At 37.8% G+C, this 18601-nt stretch carries 15 protein-coding genes; 4 read left to right on the forward strand and 11 right to left on the reverse strand.

Annotation, left to right across the window (positions count from 1 at the left end; genetic code table 11):
* From HQN83_RS16400 to tgt, 4 genes are all read right to left on the reverse strand, one after another.
* Positions 1 to 2811, reverse strand: a complete 2811-nt coding sequence (locus tag HQN83_RS16400; RefSeq protein WP_173091410.1) for a TolB family protein — start codon at positions 2809 to 2811, stop codon at positions 1 to 3.
* 491 nt (positions 2812 to 3302) lie between these two features.
* Positions 3303 to 3713, reverse strand: coding sequence for an EamA family transporter (locus HQN83_RS16405; RefSeq protein WP_317172517.1), 411 nt, complete (start codon positions 3711 to 3713; stop codon positions 3303 to 3305).
* Positions 3714 to 3960: 247 nt separating this feature from the next.
* Positions 3961 to 5064 carry an LptF/LptG family permease gene (locus tag HQN83_RS16410; RefSeq protein WP_173091411.1) on the reverse strand — a complete coding sequence of 368 codons (1104 nt, stop codon included), beginning with the start codon at positions 5062 to 5064 and terminating at the stop codon, positions 3961 to 3963.
* Positions 5065 to 6195, reverse strand: coding sequence for a tRNA guanosine(34) transglycosylase Tgt (gene tgt, locus HQN83_RS16415; RefSeq protein WP_173091412.1), 1131 nt, complete (start codon positions 6193 to 6195; stop codon positions 5065 to 5067).
* Between the two features lie 160 nt (positions 6196 to 6355).
* Here tgt and HQN83_RS16420 point away from each other — a divergent pair, with 160 nt between their 5' ends.
* Both HQN83_RS16420 and rsmG read left to right on the forward strand, forming a co-directional pair.
* A complete protein-coding gene (locus HQN83_RS16420; protein ID WP_173091413.1) occupies positions 6356 to 7477 on the forward strand; it encodes a glycosyltransferase in 1122 nt (373 codons plus the stop codon).
* Positions 7468 to 8100 carry a 16S rRNA (guanine(527)-N(7))-methyltransferase RsmG gene (gene rsmG, locus HQN83_RS16425; protein ID WP_108206129.1) on the forward strand — a complete coding sequence of 211 codons (633 nt, stop codon included), beginning with the start codon at positions 7468 to 7470 and terminating at the stop codon, positions 8098 to 8100. The genes HQN83_RS16420 and rsmG overlap by 10 nt, the downstream gene beginning before the upstream one ends.
* 3 nt (positions 8101 to 8103) lie before the next feature.
* On the opposite strand, the gene HQN83_RS16430 is transcribed toward rsmG, so the two are convergent.
* Positions 8104 to 9528 (reverse strand): M56 family metallopeptidase, encoded by a 1425-nt coding sequence (locus HQN83_RS16430; RefSeq protein ID WP_173091414.1) that lies wholly within the window; start codon positions 9526 to 9528, stop codon positions 8104 to 8106.
* Positions 9525 to 9860: a BlaI/MecI/CopY family transcriptional regulator gene (locus tag HQN83_RS16435; RefSeq protein WP_394353510.1), complete on the reverse strand. Its 336-nt coding sequence runs from the start codon at positions 9858 to 9860 to the stop codon at positions 9525 to 9527. The genes HQN83_RS16430 and HQN83_RS16435 overlap by 4 nt, the downstream gene beginning before the upstream one ends.
* A 178-nt stretch (positions 9861 to 10038) precedes the next feature.
* On the opposite strand from HQN83_RS16435, the gene dprA reads away from it, so the two are divergent.
* Both dprA and HQN83_RS16445 read left to right on the forward strand, forming a co-directional pair.
* A complete protein-coding gene (gene dprA / locus HQN83_RS16440; RefSeq protein WP_173091415.1) occupies positions 10039 to 11130 on the forward strand; it encodes a DNA-processing protein DprA in 1092 nt (363 codons plus the stop codon).
* Positions 11131 to 11280: 150 nt separating this feature from the next.
* A complete protein-coding gene (locus HQN83_RS16445) occupies positions 11281 to 12642 on the forward strand; it encodes a pyridoxal-phosphate dependent enzyme (protein ID WP_173091416.1) in 1362 nt (453 codons plus the stop codon).
* Between the two features lie 483 nt (positions 12643 to 13125).
* Here the strand turns inward: HQN83_RS16445 and murA are convergent, their stop codons facing one another.
* From murA to HQN83_RS16470, 5 genes are all read right to left on the reverse strand, one after another.
* Positions 13126 to 14451, reverse strand: coding sequence for a UDP-N-acetylglucosamine 1-carboxyvinyltransferase (gene murA / locus HQN83_RS16450; protein WP_173091417.1), 1326 nt, complete (start codon positions 14449 to 14451; stop codon positions 13126 to 13128).
* Positions 14452 to 14489: 38 nt separating this feature from the next.
* The gene (locus HQN83_RS16455) at positions 14490 to 15164 is read right to left on the reverse strand and encodes a DUF4290 domain-containing protein (RefSeq protein WP_173091418.1); all 675 of its coding nucleotides are present in this window, start codon (positions 15162 to 15164) and stop codon (positions 14490 to 14492) included.
* Positions 15165 to 15294: 130 nt separating this feature from the next.
* Entirely contained in the window at positions 15295 to 17616 is a 2322-nt protein-coding gene (locus HQN83_RS16460; protein ID WP_173091419.1) for an ATP-dependent helicase, read from the reverse strand.
* Positions 17617 to 17779: 163 nt separating this feature from the next.
* On the reverse strand, positions 17780 to 17968 hold the full coding sequence (locus HQN83_RS16465) for a hypothetical protein (protein WP_173091420.1): 189 nt from the start codon (positions 17966 to 17968) through the stop codon (positions 17780 to 17782).
* On the reverse strand, positions 17958 to 18536 hold the full coding sequence (locus tag HQN83_RS16470; RefSeq protein ID WP_173091421.1) for a zeta toxin family protein: 579 nt from the start codon (positions 18534 to 18536) through the stop codon (positions 17958 to 17960). The genes HQN83_RS16465 and HQN83_RS16470 overlap by 11 nt, the downstream gene beginning before the upstream one ends.
* Positions 18537 to 18601 lie beyond the last annotated feature (65 nt).

Here is an 18601-nt window from a genome sequence, read left to right on the forward strand (position 1 = left end):
TTAAAAGCTATAGTTTAAAATTAATTCTAATATAGGATTTTGGTTATATACTTTGTTTACAAAAACACATCTTGCACCCACGTCAAAAACCGGTTGATAACGCAGTAGGTTCATACTACTACGCAATTCGAAACCAAAAGTTTTAGGTTCGGCTAAATTTGTGTCACTCCCAATATTCTCGTAATGACAAAACAATCCTGCCCTCAGGTTTCTGATGTAGGCCAGGGGGCCAATCTCTGCGTCCGGAAAAACGATAGGAAAGCGGTAGTTGAAAAGTAGCGTGTTTCTGAGGATGCTTCTTGCCTGGATGTTGCTGTAGCCGTAAACCGTGTTTATTTCCTGGTCGTATTTTCTGATGCCTGATGTGTTTTGGTAATTGAAGTTTACCAGGAACGAATGATTTTTTAGCAAACCGGGGAAATATAGAAATCCTTCGAAAGCAAACAGCATACCATTAAGGTGATCATCAAAGGGTTGGTTCATGTAAGAAATCCTAAAAATTTGAGCCCATTTTGGTGCAATGTCTCTCGGAGCTTGCGCAGTACCGTGATTAAAAGTGAAACTGTATTCCATCGGGAAAATCAGTTTGTTGATAAAAGTACTTGGCAGATTTTCCGGTTGGTATCTTTGGGTGTAACTGGTAAGTGCGTTGAATGAAAAACTGTAAGTGTCATTTAGCGCGTTTAAGCTAATTGGAACGGAAGCCTGGAGTTGGACATTGTTTTCTCTCCAGTCTCCCTGCAGAACGCCTGATTTTGCGTTGTAGAAGGTTCTTCTGGGGCGGTTCCGATAAGTGGCTTGTATGATCGGGTAAAAACTTTTTAGGGTAAAGCCCGCATTGTATTCGAATTTTTTAAGATCACGGTAATAATCCACGCCAGTGAAAAAGCTGAACGTGCTGAGTAAATTGTCTGAATTTAGTTGCAGTCCTCCGCGGTACTCGTTTTCTATTACCGGAATTACGCTGTGCACGTTGAACAGGTTTGCTAGTGCTCGGTATGGTTTGGAAATGTAGGTGCTGTCGGGAATGTTGTTGAAAACGCTGCCGGTGTTTTCTTGTTTTTGGACAGCGCCGTCAAAATAAACGAAATTGTTTCGGCCAATGGGCTTTGGCGATAATGGCATTTCCGAAATTTGGTAGCCGGTTAGTTCGTAGTTGTTGAAAACGATGGCGGCTGTGCTGTCGGCCTGAGTTGGATTAAAGGCGCCGTATTTAGAGGCGCTCAGAGCGCTTATCTTTTTTGAAACGGTATCTATACTGTAAATGTTATCGATTCCGTTGTAGTGCGCGTTAAAAGCTATTCCTCGATTAATGTAAATCGGCCTGCTTATCTGCTGTTGCGTTTCCTTTATCAGCTGTTCTGTTTTTTCTTCTTTGTCGGTTACCCATAAGGCTTTTCCTTTTTCGCTTACGCTGATGTAGGTGATGAGGTTTGCGGTAGGATTGTAAGAGGGAGTTTGAAGAATTAGGTTTTCGGGATTTGGGATGGTGGTTAGGGTGGCGCCGGTTTCTGCGTCAAGCTCTATCAGGTTGCATTTGTTGCTAAGGTCAATTTTTACCGCCACTATCTTTTTTCCATCAGCAGAAATGGAAGGGGAGAAGATCCGGCTTCTTGTGGTTAGTTTTTTCTGCTTCCCGGTTTTTAGGTTGTAACTACAGATGACACTGTAGCTGCGCTGGCGATATCTTGGGTCGTAACGAATCTCGTCCCAAACAATAACTCCGTTGGCGTAGCTGAACCACGGTTGTTCCTGGTAGCCGATGCTTAACAGTTTGGTTTCGTTTTTCGCGCTGTCGATGATTGCGAAATGTGCCGTCTCAGCTTTGCTTTGTTTGAGGGTCAGAATTCTGCCGTCTTTAATTTTTACAGGAAGGAAGTAGTTGGTTGCAAATTTGGATTCGCTGTTTAGAGCAGGGTAGTTTTCGGTTGGTGATTTTTCGCTTTGACTGGTCCATTCTTTCTTCAGAATTTCGGTGGTATGGTTGTACCATTTTTTGGTTCCCATTTTGGTGAACTTTTTTAAGCTGTTGGAAAAGGGGTAAAGTCTGACTGGTCTTTTGCGAATGTCGGTGAGTAGACTGTCGAAAATGTTTTTTCCAAATTCCTTTCTGATGTTCGAAGCCATCAGGTACCCAAGTTGGTAGTATCCGGGGGTGATGTCTTTTTCTGATCCGAAGCTCGCTTTGCTGTAAGAGAATTTCTTGCCTTCGAGTAGGCTGGCTCGGTAAGGCATAACCCATGAAGGTTGCCTGCCGCGACCGGCATTTGTAAGTGCCGTTTCGATGGTGACTGCATCGCCTTCGAAAAACCAAAGTGGGATGCTAACTCCAAACCAGGCGAAGTAAACATACTCAGGAAAAGGGTAGGCTTTTCCGCCGGTTAATTTGTCGTATTGAGCAACGTGTCGGAGCTCATGAACGGCCAGGTTATTTAGCCAATCCTGACTGTCGAATTGCTGCGGTGGGGTGGTGTAAAATTCAGACTTTTTTGGGGCGAGTTGAACGAAGCCATTTGCGATCACTCCGCGGTTTTGAAGGATCAGTGGGATGGTGGTTTTTTGCCTTCCCAGACTGCCGCCAACATGGGGATAAATGTAGCCGAGCGTATTGGCCATTCTTTGGGCTTCTTTTTCAAGTTCGCTCGGAAAGATGATCTTAAACCCCGAGGTATTTATTTGTCTCCATTTTACACTAAGTGGGTTTTGGTCTCCTCCGAAAATCTGAGCAAAAGCACTATGTGAAATGATGCTTAATGTTACTGTAATTATTAATTTGAATATCAGTTGTTTAATATCTTTATTTTGCGTCATTTATCATGTTTGCTAAAATAATTAGTATTTGTAAGTTTTTATCAGTTGATATTGGTGATTTTTTAATTTATTTAAAAGTATTTAATTTACTGATTTTTAAATAAATATATTTATGTGTTTAAAGTGATGTAATTCTGATTTTTGTGAATTATTAGCGCTGAAATGATTGGTTTTTGATTTCTGGAGCTAATTTATTTCAGGTTGTCGGAATCTGCTGTTAAGGTACACTAATTACGCTTAAAATGCAACAAAAATTCTTCGTTAAAATTTGATGATGTATACGGAAATGGTAAATGTGTTGCTGTAAAATACTGGAGAAATGCGCGGTATTTTGAAGCGAAATGGGTTGAGTTATAGCGCTTGGTTTTGGCTTCTGTTTACACTTTGATGTGAGCGTTGTTGGTGAGTTTTACTGTGCAGGATTACCCTCCTCCCCTCTCGTTAGAAGGGGCAGGTTGCTAGTGTAAATTCCTTCTTTTTTTGTAGATGGGCTATAAGAAAACTGAGCCTAAAATGAGGGTGGATCCGAGGTAAAATCCGGTAGATATTGCCTCTTTGGTTCCGAAGAAAATGAAGGCTAAAATGATGCCGTATACGGGCTCGAGGTTGGTGATGGGTGCTACCCTAAAAGCCGACAAAGTACGCATCGCCGACACGCCTGCAACATAGGCGAGGGCGGTGCAAATGGTACCTAAAACGGTCAGGTAAATCCAGTCGGTAACAGTCAAATTGAATGTCTCGGTAAGTAGCGTTTTGTCGAACAAACGATACAGTGTGATCCAGAAAAAAGCTCCTGAAATCTCATAAAATCCAATGATTTTATGGTCGATTTTTTGAACTAATGTGGAGTTTATGGTGGCGAATAAGCTGGATCCAAGGGCTGAAGTAAGCCCGAAAATGATGCCTAAAGTGTACTTTTATTCGAATTTAAAGATAAGATAGATGCCTGTAATGATGGTTAAACCTACGATGGCATTCTGTATCAGGACACGTTGTTTCTTTATTAGAGGCTCTAAAATGGCCGTAAAAAGAGTAAATGATATCAATAGTATTAGAGCGCCGAGGATGCCTGTAAAGCCTTATATGAACACAGTGAAATGTAAGATTAAAAGGTTTTTGGTTACAGATGTTTCTGGTGTAACCGGCACATTATTTAGGGGCTTTTCTCAATAAATAGTAGCCTAACAAGCCAAAAAATATGGTTGGGGCGAGTACTGCAAATAACGGAGAGGCGCCTCCTTTTAGGGAGAACATCTTGGCAAATTGGTTCATTACAATATAGGCAAAGCTTAATAATATGCCTATTCCAAGAGGTAAACCAACACCTCCACGTACCTTGCGAGATGATAATGCTACACCAATTAGGGTTAAAACAAAGGCTGAAAGCGGGTGTAAGTACCGTTTGTACTGTTCAAACAACAGATCGTTCCAAATACCGGTTCCTCTGGTCTTTTCTTTTCTGATTTTGTCTGATAACTCTTTGTTACTCAGGTTTTCGTAGATGTTGTCGTAGGCCGAGAAATCATCTGGTCTCATGTCAAGTATAGTGTCCTTTGGTTTTACCAATTCTCTAACAAAGGTTTCTTTTAAGCCATTGATATACCTTACGGAATAATTGGTAAGCTTCCATGATCTTTTTAAAGAATCATACTGTATTTCCTCTGCAACAAGCTTTTTAGTAAGTACATCGCCTTTAAAATTATCAAGGGAGAACCTTGATCCTTTCTTTGTTTTGTTGTCAAAACTATCCATATAGATGTAGGTATTCGCATCTAATTTCATGTGGATATTGTTCTTGCTTGGTGATGCATTCTTCTTTACATAGGTGTTTTCGAAGCTATTTTTAAGCTGATTTGTATAGGGAAGAATGAAAAGATTTGAAGCCAGATTTACAGAAAATATGACGAATGCAGATACAAAATAGGGTAAAAGGAAGCGGTTAAAGCTTACTCCTCCACTTAGAATTGGTACAATTTCGGTCTGATCGGCCATCTTTGCGGTAAAGAAAATTACGGCAATAAAATTGATCAGGGGCGAGAGCATATTCACGTAAAAGGGGATGGAGCCTGCGTAATACAGTGTTACAACCTGCCAAAAGGTAAGGTTTGCACTTAAAAAGTCATCCAGTTTCTCCGACAAGTCAAAAATAATGATGATCACCACAAATAAGGTCAGGGTATACAGAAATGTACCCAGATACTTACTGATAATGTACCAGTCGATGATTTTAATCCTGTCTTTAAAGAAACTCATTTACAATTTATTCCCTAAGATAGTTACCATTTTGTTTTTCCACGCATAAAACTCGCCTGCGATGATTTTTTCGCGAGCTTGTTTAACCAACCACAGGTAAAAATGTAGGTTATGTAGGGTAGCTATTTGTGCGCCTAGCATCTCTTTTGAGTGCATTAGATGTCTTAAATAGGCTTTAGAGTAAACTTGGTCTGCATATAGATCGCTATCAGCTTCAATTGGCGAGAAGTCGTTTGCCCACTTCTTGTTACCTATGTTAATGATACCGTTTTTAGTGAAAAGCATACCATTTCTGGCATTTCTTGTAGGCATTACGCAATCAAACATATCTACTCCTAACGCAATATTCTCTAAAATATTGATAGGAGTACCTACGCCCATTAAATAACGAGGTTTTTCGTATGGTAAAATATCGCATACAACCTCTGTCATACCATACATTTCTTCAGCAGGTTCACCAACAGATAAGCCACCTATTGCATTGCCCTCACGGTCCATAGATGCAATAAATTCTGCTGATTTTTTCCTTAAATCTTTATAAACTGAACCCTGTACGATAGGGAAAAGGGTTTGATTGAAGCCGTACTTAGGCTCTGTGGAGTCGAATCTGTCACAGCAACGCTTTAACCAGCGGTGTGTCATGTGAATAGATGAAGCTGCATATTTATAATCGCATGGGTATGGTGTGCATTCATCAAAAGCCATAATGATATCGGCTCCGATGGTACGCTGTATATCCATTGCATATTCTGGTGTAAACAGGTGTTTTGAACCATCTATATGCGAACGAAAGGTAACTCCTTCTTCTTTGATTTTTCTTACTTTACTCAAAGAATATACTTGATAACCACCACTATCTGTTAAAATAGGACGGTCCCAACCGATAAATTTATGTAATCCGCCGGCTTGTTCCAGAACATCCAGTCCTGGTCTAAGGTATAAATGGTAGGTGTTTCCAAGAATTATTTTGGCATCGATATCTTCTTCAAGCTCTCTTTGGTGTACTGCTTTAACTGTTCCTGCGGTACCTACGGGCATGAAAATTGGAGTTTGTATCTCTCCGTGATCTGTTGTAACTGTCCCTGCTCTTGCTTTTGAATGTATATCTTTTGCCTCTAAACTAAACTTCATCTGTGTATGATTATTTGATTTTTTACACCTATTAATATATACGTTTAAAAATCTGCGCAAAAGTAGCAAAAAACCAGCTATTTACGGTCTAAATTTTTTATCAACATAAATGTGCATTACAGATTAAAAATGAGAAATTTGCCGGTTACAAAAATACATCGTGGAATTAACCTTAATTGAGAGTTGCCTGCTCGGCGCTTTAATCTTTTGCTTTTTAGTACAGCTATATTTTAGTCTCTTTGTTCACTTAAAACTAGCTTTAGTTAAAATAGATGATCTTCCTGAAACAGGTAGGAAGCCATTAAGCGTTGTGGTTTGTGCCAGAAACGAGGTTAATAACCTTACGGAGTACCTTCCGTCGGTTCTTGAACAGAATTATCCTGATTATGAGGTTGTTGTTGTGAATGATAGATCGTGGGATGGAACGCGTGAATTATTGGAATCATTTCAGAAACAGTATAAGCATTTAAAAGTTGTTCAGGTAAATGAAGGCGAAAAGTTTATTGCAGGTAAGAAATTTGCAGTTACCATGGGTATTAAAGCAGCATCGAATGAGTGGTTGGTTTTTACAGATGCTGATTGTTTGCCAGCTTCTCAAGACTGGTTATTGGGTATGCAACAGCCGGAAGATGATAGCGTAGATATTCTTTTAGGGTACTCGCCTTATATGAAAAAGAGAGGGATATTGAACGCATTAATTCGTTTTGAGACTTTTTTTACAGCAGTAAATTACCTTTCATTTGCACTAAAAGGTATGCCTTATATGGGTGTTGGCCGAAATATGGCATATAAAAAATCGTTGTTCTTTAAGAATAAGGGCTTCGCTGCGCACATGCATATTCCCTCTGGTGATGACGATTTATTTGTAAATGCGCATGCTACAAAGAACAATACAGCGATCTCTATCAATAAAGATGCTCATGTTTGGAGTGAGCCCAATACAAGTTTTGGTGCTTATTTGAGACAAAAGAAGAGACATTTTGGTGCTGGTAAGATGTACAAAGGGAAACATAAGTTCATTTTGTCGTCGCAGATTATCATTCAGTTCCTGTTTTATGCTTTCTTTACAGCATTATTGTTTTTTAAAGCTACCTTATATATAGCATTAGGAGTTTTTGCTTTGAGTATTATAATAAGGTGTTTTGTTTATCCTCGCCTTTTAAAGCGGTTAAGTTATGGTAATTTGAGCTTCTGGTTTCCTATTTTGGATATTCTATTGTTCATTTTTCTAGTGTTTAACGGCATTGTGTCTATATTTGTTAAAAAAGTCCAGTGGAAATAAAGTCTACTCTTATACAGAAATATTTTAAAGAGCTAACTGATCAGCAGATAGCTCAGTTCGATCAATTGTATGAATTGTACAGTTTTTGGAACTCCCAGATCAATGTAATTTCAAGAAAAGACATTGATGAATTGTATGAACGCCATATTCTTCATTCACTTGGAATCGCTAAATTTTGCACTTTTAAAGCAGGAGAGCGGGTATTGGATGTTGGTACCGGAGGTGGTTTCCCTGGAATTCCCTTGGCTATTCTTTTCCCTGAAACTCAGTTTCATCTGGTAGATTCTATCGGTAAAAAGATTAAAGTAGTTACTGAAGTGGCTTTGGCATTGGGTTTAACAAACGTTAAGGCCAGTCATTTAAGAGCCGAACAGATCGCTGATAAGTATGATTTTGTGGTTTCGAGAGCGGTTACAAGGCTTATAGACTTTTACCCTTGGGTAAAAGGTAAGTTTAATAAGGATTCAAAAAACGCCATTGCTAACGGTATACTGTATTTAAAGGGAGGTGATTTGAAGGAAGAGATTTCTGAATCACGACTAAAAGCGGAATTATATCCGCTTTCAGCTTACTTTGAAGAAGAGTTTTTTGAAACCAAGTACGTGGTTTACATACCTCAGTAAGGTTTAGTTAGTTGGCTTTGCCTCGAAGGTAACTGTGCCTTTTTGTACTGTATTAACTCCGTTTTTTGTCGGTTTACCTTGTAGGTCAGTTGCTACCGTTCCTCTTCCTGTAAAAGTTATTTTTTGAGTCTTTACAGCCTTTGTTTGTTCTCCATTGGTGATAAGTACAACATCTTGATTGGTTCCGCTAATGCTTATTGATGTTGGTTCATCTTTTTTTGGCTCTGCAGGTGGTGGAGGTGGAGGCACAGGTTTATCTGGGGTTACAATTGGTGGCGGGAACTTTACTTCCTTAAGTGATTTAGCCTTTTTATGTTTTGCCGGTGGATCTGGAGTTACAATAGGTGGGGGGAATTTTACTGGTGGGAATTTGACATTACCCGCTGGTTTTTTTGGCCTTGGTGCAGCTGGCGGATCAGGTGTTACAATTGGAGGTGGGAATTTTACTGGTTTAGCTTTTGTTCCTGATTTAGTCCTAACGGTTTCCAATTCAGTTGCTTTTTTCTTAGACGTATCCTGTTTTACGGATTGCGTAGACTCGTATTTCTCCGGATACAAGTCTATCATCGCATAATCTTTAGTAAACGCCATGGTGGACGCGCAAAGCATTCCTCCGGCAATTGGCAGTGCAAACAGGAGTTTGAGCCTCGCTCTTCCTGCTGATCTTTCTTTGTTTAACATGTTAATTCTCCTTTTTAATATTGATTGATTGAATATTTGATTGGCGAGTTGATTGGGTACAATTCCGAAGGAGTTCTGAATCAGAAACATAGCGTAATCATGTTTATGAATATCATTGTCCGTGGTAATGTCGTCAGCGATGTATTCATGTAAAAGCTTAATGTCCTTTTTAATGAAATAGGTAATAGGGTTAAACCATGCGATTATTTGAACAATTTCAAAGAAAATGATATCCAAGCTGTGTTTCTGTTGTATATGGACCATTTCGTGCTTAAGAATGGTATGCTTTTCAGCTACAGATGGATTTAAAAATAGTAGGTTAAAGAATGAAAATGCAGCATGTGAATGATTTAGTTCTACATAGGTGACTTTCCCTGCTTTCTGTTTTTTAGCATTAAAGGATAGTAAAATGATCTTGTATATGCTAATGGCCATTTTTACTGTAAAAAATGCAGCGATACTTAGGTAACAAAAGATCAGCAGATCGGTTACTGTGAGTGCTTTACTTGTTTCAGTTACCTGGGCTACCTGAACAGATAAGATTCTGGCTTCCTGTTGATTATTTAAAAGATTATTAAGGTAACCTACCTGCAAAAGTGGGATAATAAAAGCCACAATACTGGTTACAATAAGATAGCCTCTATTTAAGGAATAGAAAGTCTCTTTATGTAAAAACAAACGGTAAAACCCGTAAAACGCAGCTAAATACAGATTAGCCTCCAGCAGATAGTACAACCAGTTCATCATTTCTTGTTTTTAAGTTTTTCAGCGAGTTGGATCAATTCATCAAGCTCGTCCATATCCATGTTTTTCTCTTTTACAAGGAATGATACCAAGCTCTGGTAAGAGTTTTCGAAGTAATTGTTCATTACTTTATCAAATGCAAAGTGTTTGTATTCTTCCTCAGTTATAATAGGGAAGTAGATATGGGTATTACCAATAGCTTTATGATCAATAAACCCTTTACCTTCTAATACTCTGATTACAGTTGACACCGTATTGTATGCTGGTTTTGGTGGGGTCATTTTGTCTATTACTTCCTTCACCAAGCCCTCTTTTATCTCCCATAAAATTAGCATTACCTGTTCTTCCGCCTTTGTAAGTTCTCTCATTACGTATTATATATTGTTGTTAATTAAAGGTACTACTATTTTTATAGTTTACAAACTATTTTTGTAGTTTGTTTTTAATGTGTTGATTGTTAGTTGTTTATTTTGAGTTGTTGGTTGGTGGGTAAATAAATATATAATTTAGCCCATGAGTTTAATTTACAAAATTGGCCTTACATTGATTAAGAGTGTAGGGCATGTAACAGCCAAAAGCTTACTGGAGCATTTTGGTAGCGCAGAGGCTATATTTAAAGCGAGTAAAAAGGAATTGCTGCAAATTCCCGGTATAGGGCCTGTTACGGCTGAGCAGATTCTAGCCAATGATGCTTTAAAAACTGCCGAAGTACAATTGAAATTTATCAAAAAGCATAAGGTTGAATCATTGTTTTATACTGATGATAACTATCCTAAAAGGTTAAAACACTGCTTTGATGCGCCAGTATTGTTATATTATAAAGGTACTGCAGACCTTAATCATAGTAGGATTATTAGTGTAGTTGGTACCAGAAAGGCCACAGAGTACGGCAGAGAGCTCTGTAAGCAACTGGCTGTAACCTTAGCTGATTATGACGTAGTTATCGTTAGTGGACTCGCATACGGCATTGATATAGCTGCCCATAAAGAAAGTCTGTATCAAAATATCCCGACAATTGGTGTTCTAGCGCACGGACTGGATAGGGTTTATCCTTCTTTACATCAGCCAATAGCACAAAAGATGGTGCTAAATGGCGGTTTGTTAACGGAATTTCCATTGTATACCAATCCTGATAAAGAGAATTTTCCGAAGAGAAATCGCATTATTGCAGGGCTTGCAGATGCTACAATTGTAGTGGAGGCAACGGCCAAAGGAGGAGCTTTAATTACCGCAGATATCGCCAATTCGTACAATAGGGATGTTTATGCTTTTCCAGGCAGGACAACAGATGTGAGCTCTGAAGGCTGTAATTTCCTGATTAAAACGAATAGGGCTGCACTCGTTAATCACGCAAAAGACCTGGCTTATTATCTTGGATGGGATGAGGTAAAGTCGAAAAAGACTAAACAAACCCAATTATTAATAGGGCTTTCTGAAGAAGAACAGAAAATTGTGGATCTATTGCAGGTATCTGCGGTAAGGATTGATGACCTGGCCATACAATCTGAAATACCCCAGAGTAAGCTTGCGATGCATCTGTTAAGCCTTGAAATGCAGGGGATTCTGATTTCTTTACCGGGTAAGTTGTATAAATTGAGTGGCTAAGGTTCGGTGTTTACCTATATATTTAATTGTTTGTTAGTCTATTGGAGTACTAGATTAAAATAATATACTGTGTATTTCGTTATTTCAATATTAAATTATGAATTTCTATTTGTAAATAAAATTCCAATCTTCAATCTGTATTTTTGTGTCATGTGGTACAACAATATTTTAGAAACCATTGGTAATACACCATTGGTAAAATTGAATAACATTACGAAGGATATTCCGGCTACGATATTGGCTAAAATTGAGACAACCAACCCTGGTAACTCAATAAAAGATCGTATGGCTGTGAAAATGATAGAAGACGCTGAAAAAAGTGGCAAATTGAAACCAGGCGGAACTATTATAGAGGGAACATCCGGAAATACCGGTATGGGACTAGCTATGGCTGCTATTATTAAAGGTTACAAGTGTATTTTTACTACCACTGATAAGCAATCAAAGGAAAAGGTGGATGCTTTGCGCGCGTTTGGAGCTGAGGTAATCGTATGTCCAACTAACGTTGAGCCAGAGGATCCAAGATCTTATTATTCAGTCTCTACGCGTTTGGAACGCGAGGTTCCTAACTCATGGAAGCCTAATCAGTATGATAATTTATCTAACTCTCAGGCGCACTATGAGCAAACAGGGCCAGAGATTTGGGCACAAACGGAAGGGAAAATTACCCATTTGGTAGTAGGAGTTGGTACCGGGGGTACTATTTCAGGTACTGGAAAATACCTTAAAGAGCAGAATCCTAACATTAAAGTATGGGGTATTGATACTTATGGTTCTGTGTTTAAAAAGTATAAAGAAACTGGAATTTTTGATAAAAATGAGATCTATCCTTATATCACAGAGGGTATTGGAGAAGATTTTCTGCCAAAGAATGTTGATTTTGATGTAATTGACCTTTTTGAAAAGGTAACGGATAAAGATGCTGCCTTGATGACACGTGATATAGCACGCAAAGAAGGGATTTTTGTGGGTAATTCGGCAGGTTCTGCGGTTGCGGGATTGCTGCAATTAAAGGATAAATTGAAACCTGAAGATGTTGTTGTGATCATATTTCATGACCATGGTAGCAGGTACATGGGAAAAATGTATAATGAAGATTGGCTAAGAGAGCGTGGTTTCTTAAAAGATGAGAAACTTACTGCCGCTACGATTATCGATAAAAAAGACAAAACAGAAATTGTAACTATAGATTGTGAAAAGACTATTCTTGAGGCAATTAATACAATGCACATGTTAAATATTTCTCAAATTCCGGTTACTCAAAAAGAAATGGTTGTGGGTAAGTTGGCTGAGGGTGATATATTAAAGGCCTTAATGGAAAATCCTTCATTGAAATCAGCTAAGGTTCAGGAGATTATGTCATCTGGCTTTCCTTTTGTTGATCTCAACACATCAATTGATAGGATTTCTGCGTTAATAAATAAAGAAAATAGCGCAGTGTTGGTTGAAACTGAAGGGGGTAAGATTGAAATTATCACTCAGTATGACATCATCAATGCTATTTCTGCTTAAATAAGCAACCGAGACAAAACCACTATACAATAAAAAAGCCCCGATTTGGGGCTTTTTTATTTATCGTTATCCTGAATTTATCGTCATCCTGAATTTATTTCACTGTTGTCCGGTTAAAATCTAAACACACCATTAAATCATTTAAATTAAGCTAAAAACAGTGTTTTTTTTGTCTTTTGAAAAAGCAAGCCCTCTGTTTTTCCCATTTTTAAAATTCCTATTTAAATCCGGCTGTCCGGAGAAAATTAGATTATAATTCGTGTTTTAGCATTCTTAACTCTTTATAGCTGCAATATTCAGGAAAATAATATTTCAGAAGCCAAATATTGCAACCATTTGTAAGTCGGCTGTCCGGTTAAAATTTATTATAAAACTTTCTCCGGACAACAGTGAATTTATTTCAGGATCTCGCACATGCAAGGCTTCCTTTCTCTTGTGAGGTCCTGAAATAAATTCAGGATGACGATGAACATAATAAAGCTTTTAATGTGTTGGAGCAGAAGCTTCGATACGCGTAATTTGCGCACCTAATGCACGTAAACGAATATCAATATCTTGATAACCGCGTTCAATTTGCTCTATATTGAAGATTGTAGATTTTCCTTCAGCAGATAATGCAGCAATTAACAACGAAACTCCGGCACGTATATCAGGAGAGGTCATACTGATACCTCTAAGTTTATATTTCTTATCGATACCGTTAACTGTTGCTCTGTGAGGGTCGCAAAGGATGATTTGAGCACCCATATCAATTAGTTTATCCACAAAAAACAGTCTGCTTTCAAACATTTTCTGGTGAATAAGTAAGTTTCCTCTTGCTTGCGTGGCAACAACTAACACAATACTTAAAAGATCGGGAGTGAAGCCAGGCCATGGAGAATCGGCAATTGTAAGCATTGAACCGTCTATAAATGACTCAATTACATAGTGCTTTTGAGAAGGAATAAAGATATCATCACCTCTTAATTCAAATTTGATACCCAATTTTCTGAATACATCAGGGATTACACCAAGCTCAGAATAACATACATTTTTAATGGTGATTTCTGACTCAGTCATTGCTGCTAATCCTATGAATGAACCTATTTCAATCATATCAGGAAGCATCCTGTGTTCAGTACCACCAAGTTTTTCAACTCCTTCAATAGTAAGAAGGTTAGAACCAACACCGGTGATTTTTGCCCCCATGCGGTTTAGCATTTTACAAAGCTGTTGTAAATATGGCTCACATGCGGCGTTGTAAATGGTAGTAACACCTTTAGCAAGAACAGCTGCCATAACGATATTAGCTGTACCGGTTACTGATGCCTCGTCTAATAATATATATGCACCTTGAAGGTTTGTTGCATCTACATTAAAGAACTCTTTTTTAGAATCGTACACAAATTTAGCGCCTAGTTTTTCAAAGCCTAAAAAGTGAGTGTCTAATCTTCTTCTGCCTATTTTATCGCCGCCCGGTTTAGGGATTGCGGCAGTTCCAAAGCGGCCTAAAAGTGGACCAACTATCATGATTGAACCTCTTAAACCACCACCTTTAGCTTTAAAGGTATCAGATAAGAAGAATTTAAGGTCAATATTTTTAGCTTCAAAGGTGTAAGTGTCTTTTGATAAGCGCTCAATGGTTACACCCATGTCGCCTAACAATTCAATAAGCTTGTTTACATCTTTGATGTCTGGAATATTACTGATGGTAATTTTCTGATCTGTTAATAGAACAGCGGCAATGATTTGCAATGCCTCATTTTTTGCTCCCTGAGGGTGAATTTCACCCTTTAACTTCTTTCCACCAATTATTTCAAATGCGTTCATACTACTATTAAGGATCTAAATTTTAAAATTGGTAAGGATTAATGTTTTTGTTTAGGATTGTTGTTACGTTGCTGACGGTTGTTGTTGTTTTGTCTGCCTTTATTGTTGTTGTTGTTTTGTCTGCCACGGTTGTTGTTATTAGAAGGTCTGCTAACAACAGGCTTAAATTCAACTTTATTTAGGTTAACATTCTCATCCAGTTCTAGTTGACCGGCAGATAGTTCACGTAAATTTTTGAAGATGGTTTCATCAGCTACGCTATCTTTATTCCAGGTAACATAAGCCATTTTCATGAAGTTTGCTATGCCTTGTACCATTGCCGCTCTGCGTTCCGGTTCATCAACAGCTATCGCTTTTTCAATCATTACTTCAACAGTTTTGCCGTAATGTTTGTATTTGATTCTTTGCTGAGGATAACCAATATGGTCAGGTTTTATTAAAGCTGCTTCAGGAGTAGGCTTAGGATATGGGCTATCCACATCTATCTTATAGCCAGATATGATGTGTAAATGATCCCATAGTTTATGTTTAAAGTCGGCAACATCACGTAAATGGGGATTCAGAAAGCCCATTAGGTCGATTACTGCCTGTGCATATTTATTACGTTCTTCACGATCGGGTAATTCTATAATGTACTTAACCATGTTTTGTACATTACGGCCGTATTCGGCTAGAATTAATTCGTTTCTTGTGGTATTATAGTCGAAATTCATTTAATTTATTTCTATGAAGTAGTCGTTCAGGAATAACGGCTAAATGTCCATTTTTATATAATTCTTGTTAGGATTATTTATAAGCGTTATGATTCTGTCTAAGTTAATACAGATTTAGCAAATATATATCTTATTTAACAATTCGCAATTTAGCAAATTTTAATAATAACTGCTTATTACCCAGTCCCTGAAAAAATACTGTTGCCTTAACGTCAGGTAAAGTGCCCTCTAAACTTACTATTTTACCGAATCCAAATTTCTCATGTTCTACATCCATACCATTTTGGAATAGATTTGCTGCGTCCGGAGCAAAGCCAGGAGTAGGCACGTGTGCCTTTGGTAGTAATGAAGTTGTTTTAGGCCTTGTAGGAGGGGTACTAGTGGTAGCAGATCCTGAACCTGAGCTTGACATTCCAGGTTTTGGCTTGCTAAAACTATCTCTTTGCTGGGTCCAGCTTTTACGCTCGCCATCAAAACTGTCTTGTCCTAAGCTACTTTTTGCTGGCTTGACCACCTCAATCTCTAAAAACTTTGCATTGATTTCATTGATGAAGCGACTTGGTTCACAGTTTGTTAAAGTACCCCAACGATATCTAGATGTTGCGTACGTTAAAGTCAATTTTGTCTCGGCTCTTGTTACTGCTACATAAAATAAGCGCCTTTCTTCTTCCAGATCGGTACGTGAATTTATGCTCATTTGCGAAGGGAAGAGGTTTTCCTCCAGTCCTACAACAAATACGTTTTTAAACTCAAGCCCTTTTGAAGAGTGTATTGTCATCAAAGAAACAGTATCTTTTTCTTTTTCGTCTTGTCTATCATCATTGGTTAACAATGCAATATCCTGCATGAAAATAGCAAGACTTCTGTCTTCAATGTCTTCACGTTCAGCGAATTCTTTAACTCCATTCAATAATTCCTGGATGTTTTCGTATCTGCTACGCCCTTCAATGCTATCGTCGGTATGCAGTTCTTTTAAAATTCCAGAGTGTTGAGCAATGTATAGCGCAGTTTCGTAAGCATCCAATTTCTTTGCTTCAGCAGAAAAGCTTTGTATCATCATAGCAAAATCATTCAACTGATTTGCTATTCTACCTTCTATATATTGTTGAGGATTACATACTACTTGCCACATGGTGATGTCATGCTTGTCGGCAGCAACGATGATTTTCTCAACGGTAGTATCTCCAAGTCCACGACGAGGATAATTGATTACCCTTTTTATGGCCTCTTCATCACTAGGATTAAAGGTTAAACGGAAGTAAGCAATTAAATCTTTTATCTCTTTACGCTGATAGAATGAGAGGCCTCCATATATTTTGTAAGGCACATTTAGTTTCCTTAAGCCTTCCTCCATAGCCCTTGATTGGGCATTTGTTCTATACAGAATGGCAAAGTCATTAAATTTAAGTCCTTTTGAACTGCGATCCTGAACAATTGCTTCAGCAACTAATTTACCTTCTTCATTATCTGTAAATGCACGCTGAACTTTAATTCTATCACCTTCTTCATTATCAGAAAATACGTTCTTTTCTAATTGGTTTTTATTGTTTGCAATGATGCTATTGGCTACTTCAACAATATTTTGTGTAGAACGGTAGTTTTGCTCTAACTTATAAACTTGTAACTCAGGATAATCACGTTCAAAGTTTAATATGTTTTGGATATTTGCACCCCTAAAGGCATAAATACTTTGCGCATCATCACCCACAACACAGATATTCTGATATGCAGCAGCCAGTTTTTTAACAATAGTATATTGAGAAAAGTTGGTATCCTGGTACTCATCAACCATCAGGTATTTAAATTTCTGCTGGTATTTATTTAATACATCCGGATGATTTTTAAGCAGAACATTGGTTTTGAATAGTAAATCATCAAAATCCATGGCCCCCGCTTTAAAGCATCGCTTGGTGTAGGTTTCGTAAATTGAACCCATCATTGGGCGTTTATTGCTTACATCTTCAGCTTGAATTTCAGCGCTTTGAAGGTATTCGGAGTAAGAAACAAGGTTGTTTTTAGCAGAAGAGATTCTACCGTAAACAAAATTTGCATTATACAACTTATCATCAAGCTGCATCTCTTTTAATATAGATCTGATCAGACTTTTGCTGTCGTCAGTATCATATATAGTAAAGTTTGATGGATAGCCGATTTTTTCAGCTTCAACCCTTAGTATTTTAGAAAACACAGAGTGAAAAGTACCCATCCAGATGTTTTTTGCTTCTGGACCAACCACTTTCATGATCCTCTCACGCATATCTTTGGACGCCTTATTGGTAAAGGTAAGTACGAGGATATTAAAAGGATCTACACCCTTTTCAATCAAATGAGCTACTCTATACGTAATTACACGTGTTTTTCCAGAACCAGCACCTGCAACTATCATTGCCGGGCCTTGTGTGTTTTCTACTGCTGCGCGTTGTTGGGGGTTTAAACCTGCTAAATAATCCAAAATCCGTTCCTGTTCTGCTTTGAGGGTATAATACTTAAGAAATTAATCTTTTTAGGTTACAAATCTACATTTTTTAGTAGTTGTTTCAAAAAGTATCTGGTACTGTTTACTGTTTTTGCTTTGGGTGATTTTAGGCAGGAAACTGAAGTTTTTTACTCTATTTTTATTTAGATAGGCTTTTTAATAGCTCCTTAGCTGGAACAGATTTGACATTTCCATCTTTATCGCCAATGATTAAACTTTCGTTATTGGCTGCTGAAGATTCAGCAAGTTTACGGAGCGCCTTGTTAACACCATTAATTATGATAACAGATAATTCATTAAGATCTGTTTTATTACCCTTAATTATCATTGCTTTGAGTTATAATGGTTTGCCAAATGTCGTTATTTTTTATTTCTGCTCCCAATTTACTTGAGCCTTGAGCAATAATCTCAGAAGCTAAGTCCATATTGTCGATTACGAGCCAATTATTACATATTGGAATATACAATTTTAATAGGTTTTTAATACCTCTAAAATATCTACGCTGAATTACATCTCTTGGTATATCATGACCTCCATTACTTACACGTTTTGCGACACGTTTTATTGCCATCAAAGGCGAGTTTAACCAAAAATAAAGTAATGTGACTTCAAAGCCTTTTTCTTGTGCTTTCTTAACCAAGGGAACGTAACTTCTGGTTGCTAATGTTGTTTCAAATGCAAAATCAGCACCTTCATTTAGTAATTCTTGGATACGGTTTAACATTATTCTGCCTGCTTCAAAAGCTACCCCTTCCGGATTAAATGGTGAAATGCCAGCCGCTATATTATCAGCATTGACGAATTCTTTGCAGTTCAGTATTTCGGGTAATATGGTATAGCTAGCTATGGTTTTACCTGCGCCATTGTATCCTGATATAATGTATAGATTAGGCATACGTTACTTTATTTTCTCTAGACATAGGTAAGTAGGAGTGTGACATAGTTAGTATAATTACTAAG

The organism is Pedobacter foliorum, from assembly GCF_013266735.1.
Lineage (GTDB): Bacteria > Bacteroidota > Bacteroidia > Sphingobacteriales > Sphingobacteriaceae > Pedobacter > Pedobacter foliorum.